26 protein-coding genes and 5 pseudogenes are annotated in these 26,389 nt (G+C 67.6%); 16 read left to right on the top strand and 15 right to left on the bottom strand.

Annotation, left to right across the window (positions count from 1 at the left end; all coding sequences use genetic code 11):
- The first annotated feature begins 6 nt into the window (after positions 1 to 6).
- A complete protein-coding gene (locus FRZ33_RS04270; RefSeq protein WP_146907887.1) occupies positions 7 to 696 on the top strand; it encodes a DUF4124 domain-containing protein in 690 nt (229 codons plus the stop codon).
- On the opposite strand, the gene FRZ33_RS15940 is transcribed toward FRZ33_RS04270, so the two are convergent.
- The gene (locus FRZ33_RS15940; RefSeq protein ID WP_322619013.1) at positions 697 to 2,604 is read right to left on the bottom strand and encodes a phosphomannomutase/phosphoglucomutase; all 1,908 of its coding nucleotides are present in this window, start codon (positions 2,602 to 2,604) and stop codon (positions 697 to 699) included.
- 110 nt (positions 2,605 to 2,714) lie between these two features.
- On the opposite strand from FRZ33_RS15940, the gene FRZ33_RS15935 reads away from it, so the two are divergent.
- Positions 2,715 to 3,038, top strand: a complete 324-nt coding sequence (locus FRZ33_RS15935; RefSeq protein ID WP_227978106.1) for a hypothetical protein — start codon at positions 2,715 to 2,717, stop codon at positions 3,036 to 3,038.
- On the opposite strand, the gene dut is transcribed toward FRZ33_RS15935, so the two are convergent.
- The 3 genes and pseudogenes from dut to FRZ33_RS16765 all read right to left on the bottom strand — a co-directional run bounded on the left by dut (position 3,035) and on the right by FRZ33_RS16765 (position 4,691).
- A complete protein-coding gene (gene dut, locus FRZ33_RS04260; protein WP_146907885.1) occupies positions 3,035 to 3,493 on the bottom strand; it encodes a dUTP diphosphatase in 459 nt (152 codons plus the stop codon). The two genes, FRZ33_RS15935 and dut, sit on opposite strands and share 4 nt — an antisense overlap.
- Positions 3,490 to 4,078: pseudogene (locus tag FRZ33_RS16770) on the bottom strand (phosphopantothenoylcysteine decarboxylase domain-containing protein). The gene dut and the pseudogene FRZ33_RS16770 overlap by 4 nt, the downstream one beginning before the upstream one ends.
- Positions 4,056 to 4,691 carry a flavoprotein gene (locus FRZ33_RS16765; RefSeq protein WP_265468717.1) on the bottom strand — a complete coding sequence of 212 codons (636 nt, stop codon included), beginning with the start codon at positions 4,689 to 4,691 and terminating at the stop codon, positions 4,056 to 4,058. Before FRZ33_RS16765 ends, FRZ33_RS16770 begins: the two are co-directional and overlap by 23 nt.
- Before the next feature lie 95 nt (positions 4,692 to 4,786).
- Between FRZ33_RS16765 and radC the strand changes: the two are divergent.
- From radC to FRZ33_RS04230, 6 genes and pseudogenes are all read left to right on the top strand, one after another.
- Positions 4,787 to 5,461: pseudogene (gene radC, locus FRZ33_RS04250) on the top strand (RadC family protein).
- A 78-nt stretch (positions 5,462 to 5,539) separates the two neighbouring features.
- Complete coding sequence (locus FRZ33_RS04245; protein ID WP_146907883.1) at positions 5,540 to 6,364, top strand: hypothetical protein; 825 nt, start codon at positions 5,540 to 5,542, stop codon at positions 6,362 to 6,364.
- A 62-nt stretch (positions 6,365 to 6,426) separates the two neighbouring features.
- Positions 6,427 to 6,582: a hypothetical protein gene (locus FRZ33_RS15080; RefSeq protein ID WP_158637085.1), complete on the top strand. Its 156-nt coding sequence runs from the start codon at positions 6,427 to 6,429 to the stop codon at positions 6,580 to 6,582.
- A 192-nt stretch (positions 6,583 to 6,774) separates the two neighbouring features.
- A complete protein-coding gene (argS, locus tag FRZ33_RS04240; protein WP_146907881.1) occupies positions 6,775 to 8,538 on the top strand; it encodes an arginine--tRNA ligase in 1,764 nt (587 codons plus the stop codon).
- Complete coding sequence (locus tag FRZ33_RS04235; protein WP_146907879.1) at positions 8,538 to 9,128, top strand: SPOR domain-containing protein; 591 nt, start codon at positions 8,538 to 8,540, stop codon at positions 9,126 to 9,128. Before argS ends, FRZ33_RS04235 begins: the two co-directional genes overlap by 1 nt.
- A 23-nt stretch (positions 9,129 to 9,151) precedes the next feature.
- Positions 9,152 to 9,550, top strand: a complete 399-nt coding sequence (locus FRZ33_RS04230; protein WP_146907877.1) for a hypothetical protein — start codon at positions 9,152 to 9,154, stop codon at positions 9,548 to 9,550.
- On the opposite strand, the gene FRZ33_RS04225 is transcribed toward FRZ33_RS04230, so the two are convergent.
- Positions 9,551 to 10,402 carry an NAD(P)-dependent oxidoreductase gene (locus FRZ33_RS04225; protein ID WP_146907875.1) on the bottom strand — a complete coding sequence of 284 codons (852 nt, stop codon included), beginning with the start codon at positions 10,400 to 10,402 and terminating at the stop codon, positions 9,551 to 9,553.
- Positions 10,399 to 12,303, bottom strand: coding sequence for an arginine decarboxylase (speA, locus tag FRZ33_RS04220; protein ID WP_146907873.1), 1,905 nt, complete (start codon positions 12,301 to 12,303; stop codon positions 10,399 to 10,401). Before speA ends, FRZ33_RS04225 begins: the two co-directional genes overlap by 4 nt.
- A gap of 287 nt (positions 12,304 to 12,590) precedes the next feature.
- Between speA and FRZ33_RS04215 the strand changes: the two genes are divergently transcribed.
- The 4 genes and pseudogenes from FRZ33_RS04215 to speE all read left to right on the top strand — a co-directional run bounded on the left by FRZ33_RS04215 (position 12,591) and on the right by speE (position 15,366).
- Entirely contained in the window at positions 12,591 to 13,346 is a 756-nt protein-coding gene (locus FRZ33_RS04215; RefSeq protein WP_425480623.1) for a dCTP deaminase domain-containing protein, read from the top strand.
- Positions 13,276 to 14,246 (top strand): annotated as a pseudogene (locus FRZ33_RS16760) (thymidylate synthase). Before FRZ33_RS04215 ends, FRZ33_RS16760 begins: the two are co-directional and overlap by 71 nt.
- Before the next feature lie 13 nt (positions 14,247 to 14,259).
- Positions 14,260 to 14,460 (top strand): hypothetical protein, encoded by a 201-nt coding sequence (locus tag FRZ33_RS04200; RefSeq protein WP_146907865.1) that lies wholly within the window; start codon positions 14,260 to 14,262, stop codon positions 14,458 to 14,460.
- Positions 14,461 to 14,499: 39 nt separating this feature from the next.
- The gene (speE, locus tag FRZ33_RS04195) at positions 14,500 to 15,366 is read left to right on the top strand and encodes a polyamine aminopropyltransferase (protein WP_146907863.1); all 867 of its coding nucleotides are present in this window, start codon (positions 14,500 to 14,502) and stop codon (positions 15,364 to 15,366) included.
- 107 nt (positions 15,367 to 15,473) lie between these two features.
- Here speE and glnK read toward each other — a convergent pair whose 3' ends face one another.
- From glnK to FRZ33_RS17220, 4 genes and pseudogenes are all read right to left on the bottom strand, one after another.
- Positions 15,474 to 15,812: a P-II family nitrogen regulator gene (gene glnK, locus FRZ33_RS04190; RefSeq protein ID WP_146907861.1), complete on the bottom strand. Its 339-nt coding sequence runs from the start codon at positions 15,810 to 15,812 to the stop codon at positions 15,474 to 15,476.
- A gap of 19 nt (positions 15,813 to 15,831) precedes the next feature.
- Positions 15,832 to 15,978 carry a hypothetical protein gene (locus FRZ33_RS17230; protein ID WP_322619032.1) on the bottom strand — a complete coding sequence of 49 codons (147 nt, stop codon included), beginning with the start codon at positions 15,976 to 15,978 and terminating at the stop codon, positions 15,832 to 15,834.
- Positions 15,979 to 16,091: 113 nt separating this feature from the next.
- Positions 16,092 to 16,847 (bottom strand): annotated as a pseudogene (locus FRZ33_RS17225) (ammonium transporter); the annotation flags it as partial.
- Positions 16,844 to 17,068: a hypothetical protein gene (locus tag FRZ33_RS17220; protein WP_322619012.1), complete on the bottom strand. Its 225-nt coding sequence runs from the start codon at positions 17,066 to 17,068 to the stop codon at positions 16,844 to 16,846. The pseudogene FRZ33_RS17225 and the gene FRZ33_RS17220, both read right to left, overlap by 4 nt.
- Positions 17,069 to 17,368: 300 nt before the next feature.
- On the opposite strand from FRZ33_RS17220, the pseudogene ubiK reads away from it, so the two are divergent.
- The 3 genes and pseudogenes from ubiK (at position 17,369) to FRZ33_RS04170 (ending at position 19,612) form a co-directional block, all read left to right on the top strand.
- A pseudogene (gene ubiK, locus FRZ33_RS04180) lies at positions 17,369 to 17,634 on the top strand (ubiquinone biosynthesis accessory factor UbiK).
- Positions 17,635 to 17,654: 20 nt separating this feature from the next.
- Positions 17,655 to 19,169 (top strand): YifB family Mg chelatase-like AAA ATPase, encoded by a 1,515-nt coding sequence (locus tag FRZ33_RS04175; RefSeq protein ID WP_146907859.1) that lies wholly within the window; start codon positions 17,655 to 17,657, stop codon positions 19,167 to 19,169.
- Between the two features lie 35 nt (positions 19,170 to 19,204).
- The gene (locus FRZ33_RS04170) at positions 19,205 to 19,612 is read left to right on the top strand and encodes a GFA family protein (protein WP_146907857.1); all 408 of its coding nucleotides are present in this window, start codon (positions 19,205 to 19,207) and stop codon (positions 19,610 to 19,612) included.
- On the opposite strand, the gene FRZ33_RS04165 is transcribed toward FRZ33_RS04170, so the two are convergent.
- Positions 19,602 to 20,018, bottom strand: coding sequence for a nitroreductase family protein (locus tag FRZ33_RS04165; protein WP_146907855.1), 417 nt, complete (start codon positions 20,016 to 20,018; stop codon positions 19,602 to 19,604). The genes FRZ33_RS04170 and FRZ33_RS04165 overlap by 11 nt on opposite strands.
- A 904-nt stretch (positions 20,019 to 20,922) precedes the next feature.
- On the opposite strand from FRZ33_RS04165, the gene FRZ33_RS04160 reads away from it, so the two are divergent.
- A complete protein-coding gene (locus FRZ33_RS04160) occupies positions 20,923 to 21,192 on the top strand; it encodes an NHLP-related RiPP peptide (RefSeq protein WP_146907853.1) in 270 nt (89 codons plus the stop codon).
- A gap of 22 nt (positions 21,193 to 21,214) precedes the next feature.
- Here the strand turns inward: FRZ33_RS04160 and FRZ33_RS04155 are convergent, their stop codons facing one another.
- From FRZ33_RS04155 to aceA, 4 genes are all read right to left on the bottom strand, one after another.
- The gene (locus FRZ33_RS04155) at positions 21,215 to 21,859 is read right to left on the bottom strand and encodes a hypothetical protein (RefSeq protein ID WP_146907851.1); all 645 of its coding nucleotides are present in this window, start codon (positions 21,857 to 21,859) and stop codon (positions 21,215 to 21,217) included.
- Positions 21,856 to 23,823, bottom strand: a complete 1,968-nt coding sequence (locus FRZ33_RS04150; RefSeq protein ID WP_158637083.1) for a putative peptide modification system cyclase — start codon at positions 23,821 to 23,823, stop codon at positions 21,856 to 21,858. The genes FRZ33_RS04155 and FRZ33_RS04150 overlap by 4 nt, the downstream gene beginning before the upstream one ends.
- A gap of 24 nt (positions 23,824 to 23,847) precedes the next feature.
- Positions 23,848 to 24,831, bottom strand: coding sequence for a GGDEF domain-containing protein (locus tag FRZ33_RS04145; protein WP_158637082.1), 984 nt, complete (start codon positions 24,829 to 24,831; stop codon positions 23,848 to 23,850).
- 229 nt (positions 24,832 to 25,060) lie between these two features.
- Positions 25,061 to 26,365, bottom strand: coding sequence for an isocitrate lyase (aceA, locus tag FRZ33_RS04140; RefSeq protein ID WP_146907845.1), 1,305 nt, complete (start codon positions 26,363 to 26,365; stop codon positions 25,061 to 25,063).
- Between the last annotated feature and the right edge of the window lie 24 nt (positions 26,366 to 26,389).

Genomic DNA, 26,389 nt, shown 5'->3' with positions numbered 1-26,389 from the left:
CCCCGTATGATCCGCACCCTCATCAGCATCGCCGTGGCTTCGACCCTGCTGGCCGCCGCCGTGGCCGGCGCGCAGGAAAAGCCCAAGAAGCTCTATCGCTGGGTGGACAAGGACGGCAAGGTCCAGTTCAGCGATGCCCTGCCGCCGGAGGCCGTGGACCAGGCGCGCACCGAGATCAATCCCGAGAGCGGCATGGCCACCGCCAGCATCGAGCGCGCCCTGACCGAGGAAGAACGCATCGCCAAGGAAAAGGCCGACGCCGAAAAAGCCCGTATCGCCAAGGACGAAGAGCAGGCGCGCATGACCGAAGAAGCGATGATCGCTTCGTTCCAGACCGAGGAAGAGCTCAAGCGCTCGTTCCAGGTCCGGGTCGATCTGATGCGGCAGACCCTGGACGCGATCGAGGCCGGCATCGGCAGCCAGCGTGCCAGCCTCACCGGCCTGCTCGCGCAGGCCTCGGAGGCCGAGCTGGCCGGGCGGCCCGTCAATGCCAAGCAGACCGGCACCATCCGCGAACTGCACTCGGAAATGATCAAGCAGCAGCAGATGCTGGTGCTCAAGCAGGGTGAACTGGAAGACCTGGACGCGGAGCTGGCGCGGCTGATCGATCGTTTCCGCGAGATCAAGGCGACGAAGCCGGACGCTGCGCCGACGCCCGCCCCGGACGCCGACGCCGCGCAGACGCCAACCGGCTGATCAGAACGGCAGTACGAGCCGCGGGTCCACCGCCAGCAGCTGCTGGCGGAAAGCGTCCTTGATGCGCTCGAGCGCTTCGCTGTCCTTTGCGTCGAAACGAAGCACCAGGACCGGCGTGGTGTTCGAGGCGCGCACCAGGCCCCAGCCATCGGGCCAGTCGGCGCGCAGGCCGTCGATGGTGGCGATGCGTGCACCTTCGAACTTCGCCTGGGCCAGGAACTTCTCGATGAAGGCGTACTGCTCGCCCTCTTCGACCTGGATCTTGAGTTCGGGCGTGGACACACCCTTGGGCAGGGTGTCGAACACTTCCTGTGGCGTCTCGCCGCGGCTGGACAGGATCTCCAGCAGGCGCGCGGCGGCATAGATGCCGTCGTCGAAGCCGTACCAGCGTTCGCGGAAGAAGAAGTGGCCGCTCATCTCGCCGGCCAGCTCGGCTTCGGTCTCGCGCATCTTGGCCTTGATCAGCGAATGCCCGGTCTTCCACATCAGCGGGCTGCCGCCGTGGCGCAGGATGTGCATGGACAGGTGCCCGGTGCACTTGACGTCGTAGATGATGCAGGCGCCCGGATTGCGCTCCAGCACGTCGGCGGCGAACAGCATCAGCAGGCGGTCCGGGTAGATCATCTCGCCCGACTTGGTGACCACGCCCAGCCGGTCGCCGTCGCCGTCGAAGGCCAGGCCCAGGTCGGCGTCCACCCGCTTCACGACATTGATCAGGTCCTGCAGGTTGTGCGGATCGCTGGGGTCGGGGTGGTGATGCGGGAAAGTGCCGTCCACCTCGCAGAACAGCGGCTCGACGTCTGCGCCGATGGCCTCCAGCAGGCGTGGCGCGATCGCGCCGGCGATGCCGCTGCCGCAGTCCACCACCACGCGCAGCTTGCGCTCGATCTGGATGTCGCCGGCGATGCGCTGCACGTAGTCTTCGGAAATGTCGCGCTTGCTGGACAGCCCCGGTGTGTCGGCCGTGTGCAGGCGCCCTTCGGCGATGCGTTCGTAGAGCTTCTGGATGGCGTCGCCCGCCAGCGTCTCGCCCTCGATGACGATCTTGAAGCCGTTGTAGTCCGGCGGATTGTGGCTGCCGGTCACCGACACGCAGGAGCCGGCGCGCAGGTGGTAGGCGCCGAAATAGACCACCGGCGTCGGCGCCTCGCCGATGTCGATCACTTCCCGGCCGGCCTTGCGCAGGCCGTCGATCAATGCGGCGGCCATCTGCGGAGACGAGAGCCTGCCGTCCCGGCCGACCACGATCGTGCGCGCGTCCTGCTGGTGCATCGCGGTGCCGATGGCCTGACCGATCAGGCGCGCCGTGTCGGCATCCAGCGTGGCGCCGACCACGCCGCGGATGTCGTAGGCGCGGAAGATGCTGCGGTCCAGCGTTGCCCGCAGCACCGGCGCGGCCACCTCCGCGGGCTTTTCGGCCGGCGGGGGTGCGTCCAGCGCGCCCTGGCTCTGCAGCTCGGCCATGGTGGGCTCGACGATGGGGCCGGCGTCGTCGGTGCTGCGGTGGATGCGCAACCCTTTCAGGCGCGGCAGCATGAACAGGCCGAAAGCGGCGAGCGCGGACAGGGCCGCGAGCAGGTAGTTCGTGCCGGCGCCCAGACCGGCATCGCCGGACGGCGCAGCCGCGACCACGCGCAGGCTGGTATCCGGGATCGCCACTGCGCCGACCTCGGCCATCTTCGCGAGTTCGACGTCACCGGTTTCCACCACCGAATGCTGGCCCTGGCGCAAGGCCAGGTAGCCGCCGTCCAGGTTCGCGGACTGCAGCGGCGCCACAAGCGCGTCGATCGGCAGGCGGACATAGACCAGGGTCAGTACCTTGCCGTCCTCGAGCACCGGGGCCGCGAGGCCCAGGCGCGGACCGCCGGCGTCCTTCACCACCGCCGCCTGCGTGCCATTGCGCTGCAACGCCAACTCCAGGGATGCCGAGCTTGCCGAAACCGAAGGCCGCCGGGTTCTCGTAGGCAACATCAAGGCCGGGTTCGTGCCATTCCACCGCTTCCACCCCGGCCCAGTCCTTGGACACCAGGTCCTGGGCGGCCTGTGTTTCGCCGCGTTTGAGCGCGGTGGCCAGGGCGATGCGGACGCGCGTGGCGTCCAGCCGCGCCACCGCGGCCTGCAGGTTCTCGCCAATCTTGCTCGCGACTTCCGAGCGCACGTGGCTGGTCTGTGCATTGAGCGCCTCGATCGAGGCCGCCTTCGTGCCCTGCCAGGCGAACCAGGCGGCCGCCAGCACCACCAACACCGCCAGGATCACGTTGGGTTTGACCGACTTTAGCGAGCCGAGCGCCGATGCTTTCATGCTTCCCCTGATTCCGGAAAGGCTTGCGCCGCTCCGTTAGCGCACGCCGGTGTGGCCGAAGCCACCTTCACCGCGTGCGCTGCGTTCGAATTCGTCCACCTGCCGGAGCACCGCCCTGACCACGGGCAGGAACACCAGCTGGGCGACACGATCCCCCGGCGTGATGGTGACGGTTAAGCGCCCGCGATTCCAGAGGCTGACCATCAGCGGTCCCTGGTAGTCGGCATCGATCAGGCCGACCAGGTTGCCCATCACCAGGCCCTGCTTGTGGCCCAGGCCCGAGCGCGGAAGGATGACCGCACACACCGCCGGATCGCCGATGTGTATGGACAGCCCCGTCGGCACCAGCTGCGCATCCCCGGGCGCCAGTTCGATCGGCTGGTCGATCATGGCGCGCAGGTCCATGCCGGCCGAATGCGCGGTCGCGTACTCGGGCAGCGGGAATTCCCGGCCGAGGCGGGCATCCAGGCAGCGGAATTCGATCTCCCGGTTCACTTCGCCTCCAGGCGTTCGGCCACCAGGGCCAGCAGGTCGCGCGCCACCCGCGACTTCGGGCCGTGCGCGATGTCGTGGCGGCCGTCGCGCCAGAACACCGACAGCGCGTTGTCGTCGCATTCGAAGCCCTGGCCGGCGCGGCCGACATCGTTGGCGGCGATCAGGTCCAGGCCCTTGCGCTGCAGCTTGTCGCGGGCATAGGTCTCCATGTCCTGGTTTCCGCGGCGAAACCGACCACCAGCCGCGGGCGCTGCGGATGCGCGGCCACTTCGGCCAGGATGTCGGCGGTGCGCACCAGCTGGATGGCCAGGGTTTCGCCGGACTTCTTGATCTTCTGCGTCAGGGTTTCGGCCGGCGTGTAATCGGCGACAGCGGCGGCGCCCAGGTAGATGTCGTGGCCGGGCAGTTCGGCCAGCACCGCGTCGCGCATCTGCGCAGCACGGCGCACGTCTATCCGGCGCACGCCGGCTGGCGTGGCCAGCGACACCGGGCCGGCCACCAGGTCACCCGGGCGCCCATCGCGCGCGCGGCGGCGGCCACTGCGAAGCCCATCTTTCCGGAGCTACGGTTGCCGATGAAACGCACCGGGTCGATGTCCTCGAAGGTCGGGCCGGCGGTGATCAGCACGCGGCGGCCGGCCAGGCGTGGCGCGGCGGCGCCGGCGATCAGGCCCGCCACGATCTGTACCGGCTCCAGCAGGCGGCCGGCACCCACTTCGCCGCAGGCCTGGTCGCCCGTGGCCGGTCCCAGCACTTCCACGCCGCGCGCCACCAGGGGTGGCGACGTTGGCCTGGGTGGCGGGATGCGCCCACATCACCCGGTTCATGGCCGGCGCCAGGACCACCGGCGCCTCGGTGGCCAGGCACAGCGTGCTCAGCAGGTCGTTGGCTCGGCCCTGCGCAAGCCGGGCGATGGTGTTGGCGCTGGCCGGCGCTACCAGCACCTTCGTGGCCCAGCGCGCGAGTTCAATATGGCCCATCGCCGCTTCCGCGGCTTCGTCCCAGAGCGAGCTGCGCACCGGGTGGCCCGACAGCGCCTGGAAGGTGGTGGAGCCGACGAAGTGCAGGGCCGAGGCGGTCATCACCACCCGCACTTCCGCGCCGGCGTCCTGCAGGCGCCGCACCAGGTCGGCCGCCTTGTAGGCCGCGATGCCGCCGCTGACGCCCAGCAGGATGCGTTGTCCTTGGAGTTCGGCCACCGGTGGTTTTCCTAACTGATCGAGCGCCGCTAGCTTACCCGAAGCCTTCACGCACACCGATGCCCGGCCGGTCCGGCAACACGCAGGCTGACGCCATGCAATTACGCGACTGGCCCGAAGACGAACGACCCCGCGAGAAGCTGCTGGCGCTGGGACCGCCACGGCTGTCCGATGCCGAACTGCTGGCCCTGTTCCTGGGCTCCGGGCCCCGGGGCATGTCCGCGGTGGACCTGGGCCGCCGCTTGCTTGAACAGTGCGGTGGCCTGCGGGCCCTGTTGGATCGGGCTCCGGCCGACCTGGCCCGTCTTCCCGGCCTGGGGCCGGCCCGCGCCAGCGCCCTGGCCGGTGCACTCGAACTGGGGACCCGGCATCTCGCCCAGGGCCTGGCCCGGGGCGCGGCCCTCACCGAACCGGGGCTGGCCGGCGACTACCTGGCGCGCCCGCCTGCGGGCCCTGCCTTACGAGGTCTTCGCCTGCCTGTTCCTGGACACCCGGCACCGGGTGATCGCCTTCGAGGAACTGTTCCGCGGCACCCTGACGGCGCCGAAGTGCACCCGCGGGAAGTGGTGCAACGCTGCCTGGCGCACCATGCCGCGGCGGTGATCATCGGCCACAACCACCCCAGCGGCAGTGCCGAACCCAGCGCCGCGGACCGGGCCGTCACCGCACGCCTGAAGCAGGCGCTGGCCCTGGTCGAAGTCCGGCTGCTGGATCACTTCATCATCGGCGACGGCCCACCCTGCTCCATGGCCCGGCTGGGGGCGCTGTGAGGGGAGACGGGCTGGCTGGATCAGGGTCGCCGCTGCGTATACTCCTCCTGCGGCAGGCCGCCGTTGCAGGGAGCGGGCGTGATCCTCGGGTATTCCAACCTGTATGCCGCCGATGCCACCGAGCGGACCCTGCCCGATCCGTCCGCGGCACGCCGGCTCCTTCTTGAACGGCGCCCGGACATCCCGGCGCGCATCGAGGCCATGGTCCAGCGCGCCACCGCCGGCGCCGGCTCGCCCCAGCATGCGGACGCCGCGCTGCTCGGGCTGTGCCGGCTGGGCCTGCGCCACGGCGCTTTCGGCCAGGACCCGCACGACTACCACAACGAAGACCACGTGCTGGAGCTGGCCGAACGCCGCCTCGGCCGCGTGATGGATGGCCTGGGCGACACCGGCCTGCCGCCGGCCGACTGGCTGGCGCTGCTGCTGTTCGCGGCCTGCCACGACCTGCGCCAGCGTGAGACCTTCGACGTGCCCGGCCCGGTCCGCGGCAACGAGGCGGCAAGCATCGCCGAAACCTTCCGCATCCTCGCGACCTGCGGCTTCGACCCGGCGCGCGACCGTGAACTGTTCGTGGCGATGGAACTGATGATCGCCGGCAGCACCTTCGACGCCAGGCCGCTGCCGCATGCGGACAACGGCGACCTCGCCACCGCCGCCGGCGGTTCCCTGGCCCGCAGCCTGGGGCTGTGGCTGGACGGCGAACGCCCGGAATGGCGTGCCGACGCCCACGCCCGCCGCGGCGAACGCCTGGCCCGCCTGGCCGCCGACCTCGACACCGCCAACGTCGGCGAGGACTTCCACCTGCTGGCCGACAGCGCGATGCGCCTGTGCCGCGAACGTGAACGCCGGGCCGGCCGCGCCTGGACCGGGCGGCCAGCGCGCCCACCTGCCTGGGTTTCCTGAGCCGCGGCCAGACCCACTATTTCTTCGAACTGCACCTGTTCTGTTCCCGCGAGGGTGAACGGGTGTTCGGGCCGACGAAGCTGGAGAACGGCCCGGGTGTGCGGCGGGTCAGCGAGTCCCTGCTGAAACAGTTCGAGGACCAGCCGCCGGCCACCGGCCAGGCCGTGCTGGATGCCTTCCTGGCCCTGTGCCGGGCCGAAGCGCCCGGTACCGGCTGAGGCCGGGCAAAAAAGACCGGCCCGAAGGCCGGTCCTTGCCCCGGATCCCGATGCTCGCACCGGGCCGACAATGGAGAGGAGCGGTGTCTAGGCCGCGGGCGCCATTGTCCCGGGCGGGGGTGACAGCGGCATGACAGCGGTGCCGCCGGCCCGCGCTAGAATAGGCAGTTCCCCTCCGCGGAAACCGATCCCGTGAAAGACCACATTCGCGAACTGGTGGCGCAGTCCCTGCTGGACCTCCGGCGGCACGGCCGCCTGGGCCAGGAACTGGCGACGCCCGACTTCGTGATCGAACGCACCAAGTCGCGCGAGCACGGCGACTACGCCAGCAACATCGCCCTGCTGCTGGCCAAACCGGCCGGCATGAAGCCGCGCGAACTGGCCGACCTGCTGGTCGCCACGCTGCCCAGCTCGCAGCACGTGGAGAAAGTCAGCATCGCCGGCCCGGGATTCATCAACTTCACCCTGGCGCGCGGTTGCCGCCTGGGCACCGTTCGCCGCGTGTTCGAGCTGGGCAAGGATTATGGCCGCCAGCCCGCGGGCAGCCGCGAGTCGGTGACCGTGGAATTCGTCTCGGCCAATCCGAACGGCCCGCTGCACGTCGGCCACGGCCGCGGCGCCGCCTACGGCGCGTCCGTCGCCAGCCTGCTCGACGCCGCCGGCCACAAGGTCCAGCGCGAGTACTACGTCAACGACGCCGGCCGCCAGATGGACATCCTGGCTGTGTCGGTGTGGCTGCGTTACCACGAGCTGGGCGGCGTCAACGTGCGTTTCCCTGACAACGGCTACAAGGGCGACTACGTGGTCGACATCGCCCGCGCCCTGCGCGCCAAGGCCGGTGATTCGCTGCGCCGCAGCGCCATCGAGATCACCGACGGCCTGCCCGCCGACGAAGGCCAGGGCGGCGACAAGGAAGCCCACGTCGATGCGCTGATCGCCCGCGCCAAGCAGCTGCTCGGCGAGCCCGGCTACCGCGGCGTGTTCGACGCCGGCCTGAACTGGTGCCTGGCCGACATCCGCGACGACCTCGCCGGCTTCGGCGTGCACCACGACAACTTCTTCTCCGAACGTTCGCTGATGACCGACGGCTACGTCGATCGCGCCATCGCGACCCTGCAGGCCAACGGCCACCTGTACGAACAGGAAGGCGCGCTCTGGTTCCGCGCCACCGACTTCGGCGACGACAAAGACCGCGTCGTGCGCCGCGAGAATGGCGTCACCACCTATTTCGCCTCCGACCTCGGCTACCTGCTGAGCAAGTTCGAGCGCGGCCACGAGCGCGCGATCTACATCTTCGGCGCCGACCACCACGGCTACATCGCCCGCCTGAAGGCCGCGGCCAAGGGCCTGGGCCTGGACCCGTCGAAGATCGACGTCGACCTGGTGCAATTCGCCATCCTGTTCCGCGGCGGCGAACGCGTGCAGATGTCCACCCGTGCCGGCAGCTTCGTCACCCTGCGCGAACTGCGCGAGGAAGTGGGCACCGACGCGGCGCGTTTCTTCTACATCATGCGCGGCAACGACCAGCACCTGGACTTCGACCTCGACCTGGCCAAGAGCCGTTCGAACGAAAACCCGGTGTATTACATCCAGTACGCCCACGCCCGCGTCTGCTCGCTGTTCCGCCAACTGGCGGAAAAGCAGATGAGCTACCACCGCAGCGCCGCCGAGGCCGCCCGCCACCGACTGGCACAGCCGCAGGAAGAAGAGCTGCTGGACGAGCTGATGCGCTACCCCGAGGTGATCGAGGCCGCGGCTGAAAACCGTGCGCCGCAGGTGCTGGCCAACTACCTGCGCGAACTCGCCGCCGCTTTCCACGGCTTCTACAACGCCCAACCCATCCTCGTGCCCGACGAAGAGCTGCGCAACGCGCGCCTGGGCCTGAGCAAGGCCACCCAGCAGGTCCTGGCCAACGGCCTGGCCCTGCTCGGCGTGTCCGCCCCGGAGACCATGTAATGGCAAGACGTTCCAGCAAGAACCAGGCCCGCCGCAACGGCGGCAGCGGCATCCCCGGCTGGATCTGGCTGCTGGTCGGCCTGCTTGGCGGCCTGGTGATCGCCGCGGTGCTGTTCCTGCGCGGCCAGTGGCGCGACGTGGACAGCCTGCTGCCGCAGCCCAACCCCGAAGCACGCGCGCCGTCCGCGTCCGAGCAGCCGGTGGCCCAGGATGCGCCCGAGCCGAAGAAGCCCAAGTACGATTTCTACGACGTGCTGCGCGACAAGGAAGTCATCATTCCCGACGCCGAGCTCAGCGCCCAGGCCCGGGCCGAAGCCGACGCGCCGTCTGAAACGCCCGCCCCGGAAGCCACCGACGGCCCGCGTTACCTGATCCAGGCCGGCGCCTTCCGGTCCTCGGCCGACGCCGAGGCGCTGAAGGCCCGCATCGCCCTGACCGGCGAAGTGGCCCGGGTCGAGTCGGCGGAGATCCAGGGCGGTACCATCTACCGGGTGCGCCTGGGGCCCTATCCGAACGCCAGCACCCTGGCGGCGGCCAAGCAGGCCCTGGGCAACCACGGCATCGAAGCAGTGGCGATCCGCGCGCAGTAGTTCCCCGGAGGGATGCACAGGCCATGGGCTGGACCGTCGACCACCTCGAAGACCGCGACGTGGTGCGGGTGGTCGCCGAAGGCCCGGCCGACCGGAACCAGCTGCGCGAACTCACCCGCGACGCCGTCGCCGCCGGCCACCGGCACCGCTGTGCGCGTTTCCTGATCGACCATCGCCGCACCCGGCTGGCGCTGGGCACGGCGGAAATCTTCGACATGCCCAAGCGTGGCGAGGACGCCGGCTTCGGCAGCGACCTGCGCATCGCGATACTGATCGGCGAAGACTCGCCCTCGCGCGCCGACTTCGAGTTCTACGCCATCCAGTGCGGCAACCTGGGCATCCACTTCCTGCGGCTGTTCTTCGATGAAGCCGCCGCGCTGGACTGGCTAGACCGCGACCGGACGCGGCCGCCGCACGGCTGATCAGCCGCGCTTGAGCAGGATCAGCGCCGAGGTGTCGGCGTCCGCTTCGCCCCGCTGCACCAGCTCCGCGTAGTCCGCCAGCGCCTGTTCGATCACCGTGGCGCGGATGCCCGCGTCATGCGCCATGCCCTGCACGATGCGCAGGTCCTTGAGCAGGTGCCCGCACTTGAAGCCCGGCGCGAACTGGTTGCGCAGCAGGGTGGCGCCGCGTTTTTCCAGGAACCAGTTGCCGGCCGCGCCCGCCATCAGCGTCGGCAGCAGCTTGTCGGGATCCAGGCCGAGTTTTTCGCCCAGCGCCAGGCCTTCGCACACGGCTTCGTTGATGCCGGCAACCAGCACCTGGTTCACCGCCTTGGTGGCCTGGCCACTGCCGGTGGCGCCCATGTGGGTGATGCGGGCGGCGTAACTCTCCAGCGTCGGGCGGGCGATCTCGAGGTCGGCAGCGTCGCCGCCCACCATCACCGAGAGTTTTCCGTTGCGCGCGCCTTCGACGCCGCCGGAGACCGGCGCGTCGAGGAAGCCGATGCCTTTCGCGGCCAGCAGCGCCTGTGCGCGCTTCGCCGTGGCCACCGACACCGTGCTGTGGTCCACGACCACGCTGCCCGGCTTGAGCACGCCCGCCAGCGCCTCGACCTGTTGCAGCACGTCGGCGTCCATGGACACGCAGAGCGCCACCACCGTGCATCCGGCGAAATCGGCGGGCGTGGCCGCGGCGCGCACACCCAGCTGCGCGGCCAGCGTTTCGGCCTTGCTGCGGGTGCGGTTGTCGATCACCGAAAGCAGCTTGCGCGCAGCGAGGTGGCCCGCCATCGGCGCGCCCATCGCGCCCAGGCCGATGAAGCCGGCGCTCATGCCTGGTCTCCGGAGGCATGTTCCTCGTGCAGGTAGGTGTAACCGGTCAAACCGGTTTCCAGCGCCACCAGCATCTTCGCGGCCTCGGCCGGGTCAAGTGTCGCAGCATCGACCTTGGCCTTGTAGGCACTGCGCAGTTCGGCCAGGTCGTAGCCGACGTAGTCCAGCATCACGTCGGTGGTGTCGCCGCGGCGCTGGCGCGTCACCGAATAGCCACCCTGCGCATCGAGCTGCACGTTGGCCGTGTCGGTGTCGCCGAACAGGTTGTGGATGTCGCCCAACGTCTCCTGGTAGGCGCCGACCATGAAGATGCCCAGGCGATAACTTTCGCCGGCGCGCGGCGAATGCAGCGGCAACGAGCTGTCGAGCGCCTCGGACTCGACATAGGTGTCGATGCGGCCGTCTGAATCGCAGGTCAGGTCGGCGATCACGCCTCGACGGTCCGGTGCCTCGTCCAGGCGCGCGATCGGCACGATCGGGAACACCTGGTCGATCGCCCATACGTCCGGGATCGACTCGAACACCGAGAAGTTGACGAAGTACTTGTCCACCAGGCGCTCGTTGAGTTCGTCCAGCGCGTCGCGATGGCTGCGCTCCTCACCGGTCAGGCGCGAACGCACACCGTGGGCGATGGCGTAGAACAGGTCGTCCAGCATGGCGCGCTGGTCCAGCGTCAGCTGGCCGAGCGAATACAGCGCCTGACCCTCGGCGAGGTGGTGCTGGGCCTCGTGGTAGAGCTCGAGCGCCGGACGCTGGTCGAGCGCGGCGTGCGTTTCGCGAAGGTGGCGCACCACGGCTGGCTCGTTCGCCGATTCGGCCGGCACGGAACCTTCCGGCGCACGCTCGACCTCGGACACGTTCACCACCATCACCGCGTGGTGCGCGGTCATGGCGCGGCCGGCTTCGGTGACCATGCGCGGCGGCGTCAGCCCGTATTCGGCGCAGGCTTCGGCCAGCGGCTGCAGCAGGGTGTGCGCGTACTGGTCGAGGCCATAGTTGATCGAGCAGAAGCCGCGCGAGCGGGTGCCTTCGTAGTCCACGCCCAGGCCGCCGCCGGAATCCATGAAGCGGATGTTCAGGCCCATCTTCGACAGCTCGACGAAATAACGCACCGCCTCGCGCATGCCGTTGGCGATGTCGCGCACGTTCGAGATCTGCGAACCCATGTGGAAGTGCAGCAGCTGCAGGGCGTCGAGCATGCCGGCCGCCTTCAGGCGCGCGACCAGGTCCAGCACCTGGCGCGGCGAAAGGCCGAACTTGGCCTTGTCGCCGCCGCTGTTCTGCCACTTGCCGGCGCCCAGCGAGGCCAGGCGCATGCGCACGCCCAGGCCCGGCTGCACGCCCATAGCCTTCGATTCCTCGATCACCATCGCCAGCTCGCTCGGCTTCTCGATGACGATGAAGGTTTCCAGGCCGAGCTTGCGGCCGATGAGCGCAAGCCGGATGAACTCCCGATCCTTGTAGCCATTGCAGATGACGAGACTCCCGGGCTTCGCAAGCCCCAGCACCGCCATCAGCTCGGGCTTCGACCCGGCCTCCAGACCGAAGCCCTCACCACCTGCCGCCGCCAGCTCGCCGGCGACGCCGCGGTGCTGGTTCACCTTGATCGGGTACACGGCGGTGTAGCCGCCCTGGTAGTCCAACTCGGCCATGGCGCGGCCGAAGGCGGCCTGCAGCTTGCCCAGGCGGTCGCCGAGGATGTCGGAGAAGCGCAGCAGCAGCGGCAGCTTCAGGCCGGCGCCGGTGGCCTGGCCGACCACGGCCGGCAGCGACAGCGCCGGGCCGTCGGCGCCGCGCGGGCGCACCACCATGTGGCCGGCGCCGTCCACGTCGAAATAACCCTCGCTCCAGTACGGCACGGAGTAGGTGTGGCGGGCGCGGTCGAGGGACCAGGCGGGCATGGGCGGCGTTCCTTAACGTAACTGGCCGCTATTGTACCTACGGCTATCCTCCCAAGTTCAGCTTTGCGATTTCCTACATGCTCCGAGCCTAGTTCTGGACGGCACCCCCAGACTTCCAGACCAGTGGCGATGTTCGTCCACTGAGATATGCTATTACGTCAATTTGGCCGACAAGTCTTGGCCAGTAGCTGGGGACACTCCATGGCACTGATACATAGAACGATAGAGCCCTTCTCCAGAGACCCAGCCCTTATGACGATAAAACGCCAAGAGGAAAGTATTGGCAGATTGGTGATGTCCTCACGATCGGAAAGATAGTTACCCACAAAGGCACAGAGGTCGATTCTCTAGTGCTGGAACCTCAGGGTATTGCTCATCTGGTGTCTAAGGAAATTGTGGAGCTCCCTGACGACACGTGTGCTTTTGCTCACGTACTAACCAGGCTGTGCAATCAGGGGCTTCTAACTCTGAATATTGGTGTGGTCGATCCAGGCTGGCGGAATCACGTCAGCACTGCAATACTGAACTTCAGTTCGGAGCGGCGCCTGCTCGAGAAGGGGCAGAAGTTCATTCGCCTGTCCTATCATCGTCTAGATTCAGTGGACGTCCATGCCCCTGGTGAAAGCAACAACTATCCAACCTCCAAGTACTGCCAAGACGTCAGAGCTAGGGCGGTCAACGAGTTTGGCAAGCACTTTCTCGGCATTAAACAGCTAGTCGGCAAGGCGTCAGAAAAGGAAACTACACGGCTACGTGATGCGCTTCTGAAGTACATTCCAATTGCAGCTTTCTCACTAGCTTTTTTTGCAATGATGGTGACCGTCGGCGTTACATTCGCCGCCAAGTTTGTTAACTGGTCGCCCACCGTCAGCTCTGTGGGTAGCGAACCCACTCAAGCATCGTTGGACTCGATGGCCGCTGAGATCGAGTCACTTCGCTCGGAGATTAGAGCGCGCGAGGCTGCTACGTCTCATGAAATGCGACAGCCGCCTGCGAGCATCACCGAGCAAGAGAGGGCCGATGCCCCTGATGCAAGCCAGTAGCGTCCTGAACACCAGAGGAGTTGAAATCATGAAGCCGCTTATGGGCGTTCTGTCGGCAAATGCCGTTCAACAGGAACTTTGTCGGCTTGTGATGAACTTTGGAGATGTCTGTAATCCCCGTGGGATGGAGACGAAGGAGGTCTTGGGCGTCTCTTTTGAGCTGACTTCGCCAAGGAACAGGTTGACCACGATGCCGGCTCGCAAATGGAGCCAGCCCTTAGCCATTGGTGAGTTGCTATGGCATATGCGGGGCGATGAGCGCGTTGATGCGCTGGCGCACTATGCGCCTCGCTGGCGCTCATTCGCTGACGACTCTGGTTTTGTTCGAGGCAGTTGCTATGGCGCAAAAATGTTTGCGTCCGCGCCAGGCGAAACTTCCCAGTGGGAGAACGTAAAAGCCTTGCTGGCGAAGGACCCAAGCTCTCGCCGGGCGGTGATCAACTTCCGCTTTGAGCCGGACGTGTCTGCCGATAGCGTTGATCTTTCATGTGTGAACACTATGCAGTTCGCTATACGGAAGGGAAGGCTGCATGCATTCGTCAACATGCGTAGTAACGATGTGATCTGGGGGTCCCTTATGACCTTTTCCTTTTTACGTCGCTTCAGGAGCTGATGGCGTGCGAGCTTGGACTGGGCCTCGGCAGCTATCACCACTTTGCGGCCTCGATGCATATCTATGAACGGCATTACGCGATCGCATCCAAGATTGCAGATGCAGCCCTAGATGATGTCGGAGAAACGCCCGCGTTGGTGCAAGCGGAATCGCTTCACCAGCTCGCGCGTGACGAAGTAGCTATCCGGACGAAAGGTGCCAGCATTGATCCATACAATGACGCCTTTGCCAATCACTGCCTGCGCGTAATCACTGAAAGATCCAACGAATTGAAGTCAGTTGCCTAAGGTAGAAATAACCATGGTCAATCTCTATTACTTTTTCGGCGCGTTGGCGATGCTTTCTGGTTCACTTATATTCGCCACAGCCGCCTTGAAGTTGGCCGCACGCCCTTTCGCAGAACCCTCAAAATTGATTCACTTTCTTGCCCTCGGATTTGCCGGATTAATGTCCGTCGCAACCCTTGTGATTGGTGCCTGTGTGCTCTTCAAAATCGACTAGAAGGCTAATCCAATAGATGGTTGGTTACCAAAAATACTGGTGAAAAATGAAAATGTTTCTGCGACGTGGCTCCACGAGAACTTCGAGCACACCGGCTCGGCCTTCGGCCTGCGCATGGCCCGCAAGCTCGACGAAGTGCAGTCGCCCTTCCAGAAGATCGAGATGTACGAGAGCACCGACTGGGGCAACGTCATGCTGATCGACGGCGCCATGATGGTGACCACGCGCGACAACTTCTTCTACCACGAGATGATGGCGCACGCGCCGCTGTTCACCCACGCCGACCCGAAGGACGTGGTGATCATCGGCGGCGGCGACTGCGGCACCCTGCGTGAAGTGCTGCGCCACCCCGGCGTGCGCACCGCCGTGCAGTGCGACATCGACGAGCAGGTCACGCGCATGGCCGAGAAGTATTTCCCGGAGCTGTGCGAGTCCAACAACGACCCGCGCGCCACCGTGATGTTCGACGACGGCATCGCCTACATGAAAAACGCCGCGCCGGAATCCATCGACGTGATCATCGTGGATTCGACCGACCCGGTCGGTCCGGCCGAGGGCCTGTTCAACAAGGCCTTCTACGAAACCTGCCTGCGCGCCCTGCGCCCGGGCGGCCTGCTGGTGCAGCAGAGCGAATCGCCGCTGGCCCTGATGCAGCTGATCCTGGACATGCGCCAGGCCATGACCGAAGCCGGCTTCGTCACCTACCGCACCCTGCCCTTCCCGCAGCCGTGTTACCCGACCGGCTGGTGGAGCTGCACCATCGCGGCGAAGGAAAAGCGCGACCTGACCCAGTTCCGCAAGGCCGACGCCGCTGCCAAGGGCTTCGACACCCAGTACTACACCGCCGACGTGCACCAGGGCGCGCTGGCCATGCCGCCTGTCATGCAGAAAGCGCTGGGCGACTGAGCCCCTGTAGGAGGGGCTTCAGCCCCGACCCGCCTCACGTCAAAAGGCCCCGCATTGGCGGGGCCTTTGGTTCGGGGCTGAAACCCCTCCTACAGGATCACTGCGGGTTACAGCGCGTCGCCGTCCAGCTCGCCGGTCCGGATGCGCAGCACCTTCTCCAGCTCGTAGACGAAGATCTTGCCGTCGCCGATCTTGCCGGTGTTGGCCGCCGACTGGATCGCCTCGACCACGCGGTCCACCTGGTCGGTGGTGACCGCGACCTCGAGTTTGATCTTGGGCAGGAAGTCCACGACGTACTCGGCACCGCGGTACAGCTCCGTGTGGCCTTTCTGCCGGCCGAAACCCTTGACCTCGGTGACGGTGACGCCGGTGACGCCGACTTCGCTCAAGGCTTCGCGGACGTCGTCGAGCTTGAATGGCTTGATGATGGCCATGACCATTTTCATTGGATGAGCTCCCTAGTCCTCAAAGGTTGTAGCCGCGTTCGTTGTGCAGGGCGATGTCGAGGCCTTCGCTCTCGGCTTCCTCGCTGACCCGCAGGCCGATCGTCCACTGGATGGCCTTGAGTATGACAAGCGTCGCGATGGCCGTGTAGCCGATGGTGAAGCCCACGCCCTTGGCCTGGATCCAGACCTGGGCACCGATGTCGGTGACCGTGCCGAAGCCGCCCAGGCCGGGGCCGCGAACACGCCGGTCAGGATCGCGCCGACGATGCCGCCGATGGCGTGCACGCCGAACACGTCCAGCGAGTCGTCGTATCCCAGCTTGCGCTTGATGCTGGTCGAGAACACGAAGCAGATGAGGCCCGCCGAAGCGCCGATCGCCAGCGCGCCGATCGGGCCCGCCGTGCCGGAGGCCGGGGTGATCGCCACCAGGCCCGCCACGGCGCCCGAGACGATGCCCAGCACGCTGGCTTTCCGGTGGATCACCCACTCGGCGAACATCCAGCTCAGCGCCGCCGCCGCCGTGGCGACCTGGGTGACCAGCATGGCCATGCCCGCCGTGCCATTGGCCGCCACCGCCGAACCGGCGTTGAAGCCGAACCAGCCCACCCACAGCAGGCTGGCGCCGATCACGGTATAGCCCAGGTTGTGCGGCGGCATCGCCACCGTCGGGTAGCCCCTGCGCTTGCCCAGCACCAGGGCCGCCACCAGGCCGGCGATGCCGGCATTGATGTGCACCACGGTGCCGCCGGCGAAGTCCAGCACGCCCCAGTCCCACATCAGGCCGCCGTCGCCGCTCCAGACCATGTGCGCGATCGGCGCATAGACCAGGGTGAACCACAGCGCCATGAACACCAGCAGGGCCGAGAATTTCATCCGCTCGGCGAAGGCGCCGACGATCAGGGCCGGGGTGATGATGGCGAAGGTCATCTGGAAGGTGACGAAAACACTTTCCGGGATCGCGTAGGAAAGACTGTCCGTGCCCAGCCCGGCCAGCCAGGCCTTGCCGAAGCCGCCGACGAAGGAGTTGAAGTTCACCACCCCTTCTCCATGCCGGCGGTGTCGAACACCAGGCTGTAGCCATAGACCACCCAGAGCACCGTGATCAGGCCGGTGATGGCGAAACACTGGATCAGCACCGACAGCACGTTCTTGGACCGGACCATGCCGGCGTAGAACAGGGCCAGTCCCGGGATCGTCATCATCAGCACCAGCAGCGTGGCGACGATCATCCAGGCGGTGTCACCGGCATTGAGCACCGGGGGCGCGGCCAGGACGGGGAGTGGAGTCAGCAGGGGAGGACGCCCAGGTGTCGCAGGAACTTTACGGGAACCATAAGGGACTGCCTCCTGACGCTGAGGGAAGGGAAACTCGGGGAGAGCGACTGAACCATGACCCACGGATGACGGATTGATTGCTCATCGAAGTCATGGTCTATTTGTGGGCCCACGCCGGCCGTTTCCCGCGCCGGCGTTTTCCTACCGCCCGCTGGCGGAATCTCCCCTGCCTTCCGCGCCGCCGCCGGCGCATCGTGGGGACGTCCACCGGAGCCCAGACCCATGATCGACCTCAAGAACCTCGACGACCTCGCCCGCAAGCTGTCCGACCTGGTGCCCCGGGCCTGAAGGACGCGCGCGCCGACCTGGAACAGAACTTCAAGGCCACGCTGCAGGCGGGCCTGGGCAAGCTGGACCTGGTGACGCGCGAGGAATTCGAAGTGCAGCGCGCCGTGCTGCTGCGCACCCGCGAGAAGCTCGACGCCATGGAGCGCGCCATCACCGTGCTCGAGGCGCGGCTGGCCGAACCCGGCGCGTCCAGGAACTAAGCTCCGCGAACCCCCAAGCCATGAACCTGGCGCTGGCGCACAGCCGCGCCCGGGCCGGCGTGCACGCGCCCGCCGTCCGGGTCGAGGTGCACCTGGGCGGCGGATTGCCGAATTTCACCCTGGTCGGTTTGCCGGCCGCGGCCGTGCGCGAAAGCCGGGAGCGTGTGCGTTCGGCCATCGCCAATGCCCAGTTCGAGTTCCCGCAGCGGCGCATCACCGTCAACCTGGCGCCGGCCGACCTGCCCAAGGACGGCGGGCGGTACGACCTGGCGATCGCATTGGGCATCCTCGCCGCCAGCGGCCAGTTGCCGGTGCAGGCCCTGTCCGATGTCGAGGTGCTGGGCGAGCTGGCGCTGACCGGCGAACTCAAGCCGGTGGACGGCGTGCTGCCCGCGGCGTTGGCCGCGGCGCGCGAAGGCCGGCGCCTGATCGTGCCGGCCGGCAACGGGCCCGAGGCGGCCCTGGCCGCGGGCGGGCGCGCCTGGACCGCCCGCACCCTGCTCGAGGTCTGCGGGTTCCTGCAGGAAACGCACCCGTTGCCGCGCGCGGAAACGCCGGTCGTGGCGCCCTCGGCGGCTTATCCCGACCTCGCCGACGTACGCGGCCAGGCCGCCGCCCGCCGCGCACTGGAAATCGCCGCCGCCGGTGGCCACCACCTGTTGCTGATCGGCCCGCCCGGCTGCGGCAAGACCCTGCTGGCCTCGCGCCTGCCCGGCCTGCTGCCCGACACCAGCGAAACCGAGGCGCTGGAAACCGCCGCCGTGCATTCGGTCAGCCGCCAGGGCATCGACCTGCGGCATTGGCATCGGCGGCCGTACCGCGCCCCGCATCACCTGGCGAGCGCGGTGGCGATCACCGGCGGCGGCAGCGACCCGCGGCCAGGCGAAATCTCGCTGGCCCACAACGGCGTACTGTTCCTGGACGAAATCGCCGAGTGGTCGCGGCACACGCTCGACGTGTTGCGCCAGCCGCTGGAATCCGGCGTGGTGACGGTGTCGCGGGCGGCGCGCCAGGCCGAATTCCCGGCACGCTTCCAACTGGTCGCGGCGATGAACCCCTGCCCCTGCGGCTGGGCCGGCGATCCGTCCGGCCGCTGCGGCTGCAGCGCCGAAGTCGTGCAGCGTTACCGCGGCAAACTTTCCGGCCCGCTGCTCGACCGCATCGACCTGCACCTGGCCGTGCCGCGCCTGCCGCCACAGGACCTGCGGCCTGACGCGCCACGCGGCGAACCCACCGCCGCCGTGCGCGAACGTGTGCTGGCGGCCCGCGCCCGCCAGCTCGCACGCGCCGGCACGATCAACTCGCAGCTGTCCCAGGCCGACACCGAAACCCATTGCCGGCTCACCGACAAGGACCAGAACCTGCTGGAACAGGCCGTGGACACCCTGCAACTTTCCGCCCGCGCCCTGCACCGCATCCTGCGCGTGGCCCGCAGCATCGCCGACCTGGCGGCCTGCGAAGACATCAGCACGGTGCACCTGGCCGAAGCCATCGGCTACCGCCTGCTCGACCGCGGCGCGCCGGCCCAGGGCTAGGCTAGGATGGCCGCCACCGCCCGGAGCTCTCGCCGATGACCAACACCCACGGAAGCTGCCTCTGCGGCGACCTGCGCTTCGAGGCGCAGCTGCCCAGCAAGTGGGTCGCGCACTGCCACTGCTCGATGTGCCGGCGCGCGCACGGCGCCCCGCTGGTGACCTGGGTGGGCCTGAAGACCGAGAACGTGCGCATCGTCGACCCGCAGTCGCGGCTGCGCTGGTACGCCTCGTCCCCCGGCGCCGGACGCGGCTTCTGCGACCGCTGCGGCACCACCCTGTTCTTCCGCTCCGAACGCTGGCCCGGCGAACTGCACGTCGTGCGCAGCAACTTCGACGGCCCGCTAGACCGCGAGCCGCAGGTGCACGTCTCCTACGACAACCACGTGTCCTGGCTGCAGATCGGCGAGGACGGACTGAAACGCCTGGGCGATTTCAGCGCCTGAGATCAGCTTGTTCGTCCTGCGCCCAACGCGCGGCCGGGGTCGCCTCCAGCCGGTCAAGTTCGATGTTCTTTCGTTCGCCCGACACGGGCCCGAAGCCGACGATAGCCAATGCGCCTTCGCGCAAGGGCTGCAAAGCAAGCGCCTGCTCGATGTCACCGTCATTGATCGCCGCCGTCACGAAGGCACCCAGCCCACGGTCCGCCGCCGACAGGTACATCGTCTGGGACAGGTGCCCGACGTCCAGGTGCAGCACCCGCCAGGCCTTGGGATGGCGCCGGTATTTCCAGAACAGGCGATCGAACCGAGCGGTCATCACCACCAGGGCGGGTGCATCCTCGAACCAGTGCTGACCCGCGAGAAACGCGTGGGCCAGGTTCCGGGCCTCGTCCGTCGCAAGCATCCGCATTGGTTCCAGGCGTGCGCGAACGAGAGGTAGTGATAGATGCCGGGCGCCAGGCCTTCGACGCGCAAGGCCAGCAGGTAGGCCTCCACGGCATGCAGTCCTCCCCGGCCGGAGAGGTCTTTTTCACGACCACCGCCCCGGGCGCCAGCTCCTGCGTGCCCACCGCACCCCAGACCCGATGCAACATCACCGAAAGATCGGTCGTCGCCAGCGTGGCGTCGGCATCGAAGTTGCGGCTGGTGCGCCGCTTCGAAAGCAGGGCGTCGAATTCCGAGCGGACGGGCGCCGGCAAGTCCGTCGCCTCTTGCTCCGGCTGTCTCCGGTAGTCATGCGCGGGCGCCGGTCCGTGGGCCGCGACACGATCCTCGCTGGATGACATCAGGCCGGCTTCCTGCCGCTCCTCGATGTCCACGTCGCGCCAGGTCCCCGCGTGATGCGCCACCAGCGCCGGCGGCCACCAGGGCACGTCGCACGCATGACGGTCACGTGCCTGCGCGACCGGATCGCCGCCGGTTTCGGGCATCAAGACCCCGGAGGCCAGCAACGGGGCGATCAAGGCGTCGCCGTGAGCGGCCACGAGGGACGCGTAGTCCGCAGTCTGGCCGGCGCCGAGTTCCGAAAGCACGGAAAGCTGCGCCAGGCTCACCTCGACGGGGGACGCCAGCGTCGGTCCGTGGGCGACCCACCGGGGCGTGCGGTCAAGCCCATCGCCTCCCGTGAACAGCGTCTCGACCTGGAATCGCGGCGCATCATCCAGCTCGACATGCAGCATCGCACAGCGCCTTACCCTCATCGCCCCACCTCCCAGGTCCGAGCGGACAATGCCCGCCCTCCCGCCGCCTGACAAGTTGTTCCCCGCCGGCTAGACTCGCGACGCACCGATTGGTGCACCTCAGGGGGATTCCACGTGGCAAAGAAGCTTTCCGAAAAGACCATCGACGCGCTGCTGGACATGCTGGCCGGTGACGACGAGTTCCGCGCCCGCTTCAAGGCCAATCCGCGCGCGGCCACCCGCTCGCTGGGAACGCAGGATGAGGCGGTCGAGTCGCTGCCCGAAGCGCCGATCACCGACCTCGCCGACAAGGAGGCCTTCCGCAAGTCGCGAGCCGTCGTGCGTCAGTCACTGATCAATGCGCGCGACCCATTCGAGCCGATTTCGCTGGAAGTTCCGCGCTGAAACCGGCCCCGGGCGCGACCTTTCACAAGGTCGCGTCCCGGCGTTTCACGGCTTCGAGCGCTTCACCACCGGGCCAGGCGCGCGAGAACTCCTCGGTACGCTTGTTCGCACGATCCTTCTGGCCCGCCCGCTCCGCGAGTTGTGCGGCCGCCCGCAAGGCCAGGTTGCTTTCGATGACGTTGGCGGCCTGCCATCCACTGCGACTGTTGAATTCGGCAAAGGCCCGTCCTCTATGACTGGCCAGCCAGTCCGTCTGTTCGGCGGCGGCACCCGGCTTGCCCGCGGCGGCCAGCGCTCGCATGAGCACGGCTCGCGAGAAGTACAGCCCATTCGCATCGTCCTGGTCCGGTGCGAGGACCGCGACGGCCTCGGACGGTTTGCCGGACGCCAGGAATATCTCGGCCTGCAGCACACGCTGCATGGCGGCGTTGGCAGGATAGGCCGCGATCAATGGATGGCCTTCGATGCGTTCGAGCAGCCGCTGAGCCAGCGCGACGTCTCCGGTGTAAGCCGCCATCCAGCCGGTGGCGGCCTGCTGGAACAGCAGATGCCTCTGTTCCATGGAGCCCGCCTCGCGGAAACGTGCCGCCAGGTGTTCGGACCATTGGCGCAGGTCATCCGCGAAACGCTCGTCGGGCGCGTAACTGCGCAGCGACAGCGCAATCAATGAGAACCCTGAGGTCGAAGGATCCTGCCCGTCACCGACCGCTTCCTGCCGAAGTTTCTCGGCGGCAGCGCCCGCCTCCAGCCATCGGCCACGATCCAGGGGCACGGAGACTTCGATGAGGCGGCCTTCGAGTGCCTGCGTCGGGGAGCCTGCATTGCCGCTCTGCAGTCTCGCCACCCGGTCGGCATTGGCGTAGTCGCGCTTGGCCAGGTAGGCCTCGACATAGTCGCGGCGGTAAGTGAGGGGACCCAGCGTCTCGACTTTTTTGAACTTGGCGATCGCTTCGTCGTATCGGTCGAGGCTAAGTTCGATCGCTGCCGCCAGGTAGATTGCGGAGGCGCGACTCGGATTCTGCGGTGCATCCGCCGGACCGACCATCGCCAGTGCCTCTGCGTACCGGTGCAGGCTGAAGTGCGCGAAGTAGGCATGGTTGTATCGGGCCCGGTAATCGTCCGGATACAGCTCGGCCAGCAGCCGGAAACGCTCGATCGCCCTGGTCGGGTTGTCCAGCGTCGCGGCGGCACCTTCCATAACAACAGCTCGCGGCGGCTCAGGTGCTCCCGCGACGCCATCGCCTTGGCCAGGTAGGTGCGCGTCCCGACCTCGTCGTTTTCGATGTATCGCAGGAACGCCAGCCGCAACCACGCCATGGAGAACTCGGGATCCAGCTTCACCGCCTCCTGATACAAGGCGGCGGCATCCGCATCGCGGCCATCATTGCGGGCGCGGGCACCCAGCGAGAACGCCTTGAGCGCGTCAAGGTTGTCGGTGGTGGCCTGCTCCAGGGACAGGTTGTTGGATTCGACGTTCGTCATCGCCTCGCCCAGGTTCGACCGCACCTTGGTCAGGGTCGCATCCAGCGAGGGCAACACGCTGCCGATGCCGCGGCCGTCGGCGCTTTCGCTGTAGACGGTCACGCCGCTGTTGGGGTCGATCACCTCCAAGCTGACCCGCACCACGCCGCCGACTTCGGCGACGGTGGGCAGGATCACGGCCTTGGCGCCTTCGCGCAGCGCCAGTTCAGCGGCGAGCTGGCGGTCCACCGGCTGCCCCTGGCGCTGCATGCGCTCGAGCGCGCGGTCGATCTGCAGCTGCGACACCAGGTTGACGTGGCGCGACTGCTCCAGGCCGATGCGCAGGGCGGTGTCGAGCGAATCGTCGAAGACTTTTTCGTCGGTGCGGTTCTGCAGCTGCGCCACCACCACCCAGTCGCGTTCGGCGAAGGCGATCGCGGGCGGGCTGCGCAGCGTGGACCAGAACAGGGCCACGCCCAGCACGCCCAGCAGCAGCGCTTCGACGGCCAGCACCGGCGGGCGCCGCCACAGCGGCAGTTCACGCCAGGCCTTGGCACCGGACACCGGCGGCCGCAGCGGCGACAGGCCGGGCAGGCCGACCTCGTGCACCAGCATCGGCGCCGGCACGCCCTTGAAGCTGTAGCGGCCGTGCATCAGCCAGCGCAGGCCGACGCCGGACGCGCCGAGTTCGCCGGCCGCGCGCTGGCACAGGTTCTGGGCCATGCCCGACATCAATATCTGTCCCGGCAGCGCCAGGTTCATCAGGCGCGCGGCCACCGGCTTGGCCAGGCCTTCGACCTCGTAGGCCTTGGCACCGGCCAGCACGTCCTTGGGGTCGTTGGCCCAGGTCATCACGTCGCCGACGTGGATGCCGATGCGGGCCTGCAGCACCAGCTTTTCGCTTTCGCCCAGTTCGTGCAGTCCACGCTGGTAGCGCAGGGCGAAGTCCAGGGCCTGGATCGGCCGCTCGAACAGGGCCAGCACGCCGTCGGCCTTGTCGATCAGCTGGCCGTGGCACAGGGCCATGGCCTCGCGCAGCAGCTGGTCGTGCTTGCGCAGCAGGGCCACGGCGCGCACGTCGCCCAGGCGTTCGACCAGGGCGGTGGATTCGACGATGTCGCACAACAGCACCGCGCGCAGCACCGGAGTGACGGCGGCGTGGTTGTTCATCGGATGGGGCTCGGCAACATCCATTCAGGCAGGCTCGAAACCGTCTTTCCGGGGTGAACGCAGGGTTCCCGCGGTCGCGGCCACCGGCTCAGCGGGCCAGGCGCCAGTGGTCGCCGCCCTGGCGCTTGGCTTCGTACAGGAGCGGTCGGCCTGGCTGTACCAGTTCGACCAGCCGCCCGGGTCCTCGCAGAAGGCGCCGCCGATGCTCACCGACAGGCGGTGTTCGCGCAGGCTGGGCAGGCGCAGGCTGCGCACCGCGCTCATCAGGCCCAGGGCGCGGTTGGCCAGCTCGCCGTCGTCGCTGACCCGCAGCACCAGGGCGAATTCGTCGCCACCCAGGCGGCAGGGCAGCTCCAGCGGGCCGGCCAGGCGCCGCACTTCCTCGGCCACGGCACGCAGGGCGGCATCGCCGGCCAGGTGGCCGCTGCGGTCGTTGATCTGCTTGAAGTGGTCGATGTCCACCAGCAGCAGCGCCAGCTTCAGGTCGTTCAGCGTCTGCCGGCCGAGTTCGTCCAGATAGCGGTACAGGCCGCGGCGGTTGGCCAGGCCGGTCAGGTCGTCGGTGCGCACCAGCTGCTGGGCGACGGTCAGTTCGGTGCGGGTCTGGCGCAGGGTGTCCAGCGTCTGCATCAGGTCTTCGTTGCGGCGCTTGAGGTGCTGCACCAGCTGGTGCTCGCCGGCGACCAGGTAGGAGAAGCTGCGCTGCATGAAGCGCGCCACGTGCGCCGGTTCCCGTTCGACCAACGTCTGAAACGCGCCCCAGAGATCTCGTACAGCACACCAGGGAGTCTCGGCCACGGCGCGCGCAAATCGCTGGTGCCGGCCGATGAAGACGGCGAGCTCGCCGAAGTATTGGCCCGGACCCAGCAGCTTGTCGGCCAGGCCGTCGTCGAAACCGAGGCGGACCTCGCCCGTATCAATAAGGAACATGCTCTGGGCGGCCTCGCCACGGCGGAACAGCTCCTCGCCCGGCAGCACCGCGCGGCTGATGCCGGCGGCGGCGAGCACCCGGAATTCGTCCGGGGACAACTGGGAAGGGAGTCGTGTGTCCGCGCCGGGAAGCTGCTCGGAGGCGGGCGGCGGGCCCTTGATGTCGTCTGGAGTCACGGGACACTCGGACAGGGAAGCTGCCCGAGTGTATCCAAGCTTCCCGGCCGGGGACAGCGACCCCGGTCAAGGAATCCACCGCCCCCGGCCAGCCCCCGCAGGGCCGGCCGGGGGCGTGGACTCCCCGAACTCAGGCGGCGACGGCCTTGGTGTCGCCGTGGAACTGCTCTTCTTCGGTCGAACCCTTCAGCGCCGTGGTCGAGCTCTGGCCACCCTGGATGGCCTGGGTGACCGAGTCGAAATAGCCGGTGCCGACCTCGCGCTGGTGCTTGACCGCGGTGAAGCCCTTGTCGGCCGCCGCGAACTCCTTCTCCTGCAGCTCGACGAAGGCGCTCATCTGATTGCGGGCGTAACCATGCGCCAGCTCGAACATGCCGTAGTTGAGGCTGTGGAAACCGGCCAGGGTGATGAACTGGAACTTGTAGCCCATCGCGCCCAGCTCCTTCTGGAACTTCGCGATCGTGGCGTCGTCGAGGTTCTTCTTCCAGTTGAAGGACGGCGAGCAGTTGTAGGCCAGCAGCTTGCCCGGGAACTTCGCGTGGATGGCTTCGGCGAACTTCCTGGCGAACGCGAGGTCGGGCTTGCCGGTCTCGCACCAGACCAGGTCGGCATACGGCGCGTAGGCCAGGCCGCGGCTGATGGCCTGGTCGATGCCCGGGCGGGTCTTGTAGAAGCCTTCCACGGTGCGCTCGCCGGTGCAGAACGGCTTGTCGTTGTCGTCGATGTCCGAGGTGATCAGGTCGGCGGCTTCGGCGTCGGTGCGCGCGACCAGCAGGGTCGGCACGTTCATGGTGTCGGCGGCCAGGCGCGCGGCGATGAGCTTCTGCACGGCTTCCTGGGTCGGCACCAGCACCTTGCCGCCCATGTGGCCGCACTTCTTCACGCTGGCCAGCTGGTCCTCGAAGTGCACGCCGGCGGCGCCGGCCTCGATCATCGCCTTCATCAGCTCGAACGCGTTCAGCACGCCACCGAAACCCGCCTCGGCGTCGGCGACGATCGGCTGCAGGAAGTCGATGTCGTCCTTGCCTTCGGCGTGGTGCAGCTGGTCGGCGCGCAGCAGGGTGTTGTTGATGCGCTTGACCACCAGCGGCACCGAATTGGCCGGGTACAGCGACTGGTCGGGGTACATCTCACCGGCCACGTTGGCGTCGGCGGCAACCTGCCAGCCACTGAGGTAGATGGCGTTGAGGCCGGCCTTGACCTGCTGCATGGCCTGGTTGCCGGTGAGCGCGCCGAGCGCGTTCACGAAGGGTTTTTCGCCCAGGTACTTCCACAGCTTGTTGGCGCCCAGGCGCGCCAGCGAATGTTCGACCGCGACGGTGCCGCGCAGGCGCACGACTTCTTCGGCGGAATAGCCGCGTTCAATGCCGGCCCATCGCGGATCGGTCGCCCAGGTCTTCTTCAACTGCTCGGCGGTGGGGAGGGTCGTGGTCATGGCGGAATTCCTTTCAATGTGACG

It is taken from the genome of Arenimonas daejeonensis (genome assembly GCF_007993735.1).
GTDB classification, from domain to species: domain Bacteria; phylum Pseudomonadota; class Gammaproteobacteria; order Xanthomonadales; family Xanthomonadaceae; genus Arenimonas; species Arenimonas daejeonensis.
This window is presented reverse-complemented; position numbering and strand designations above follow the sequence as displayed.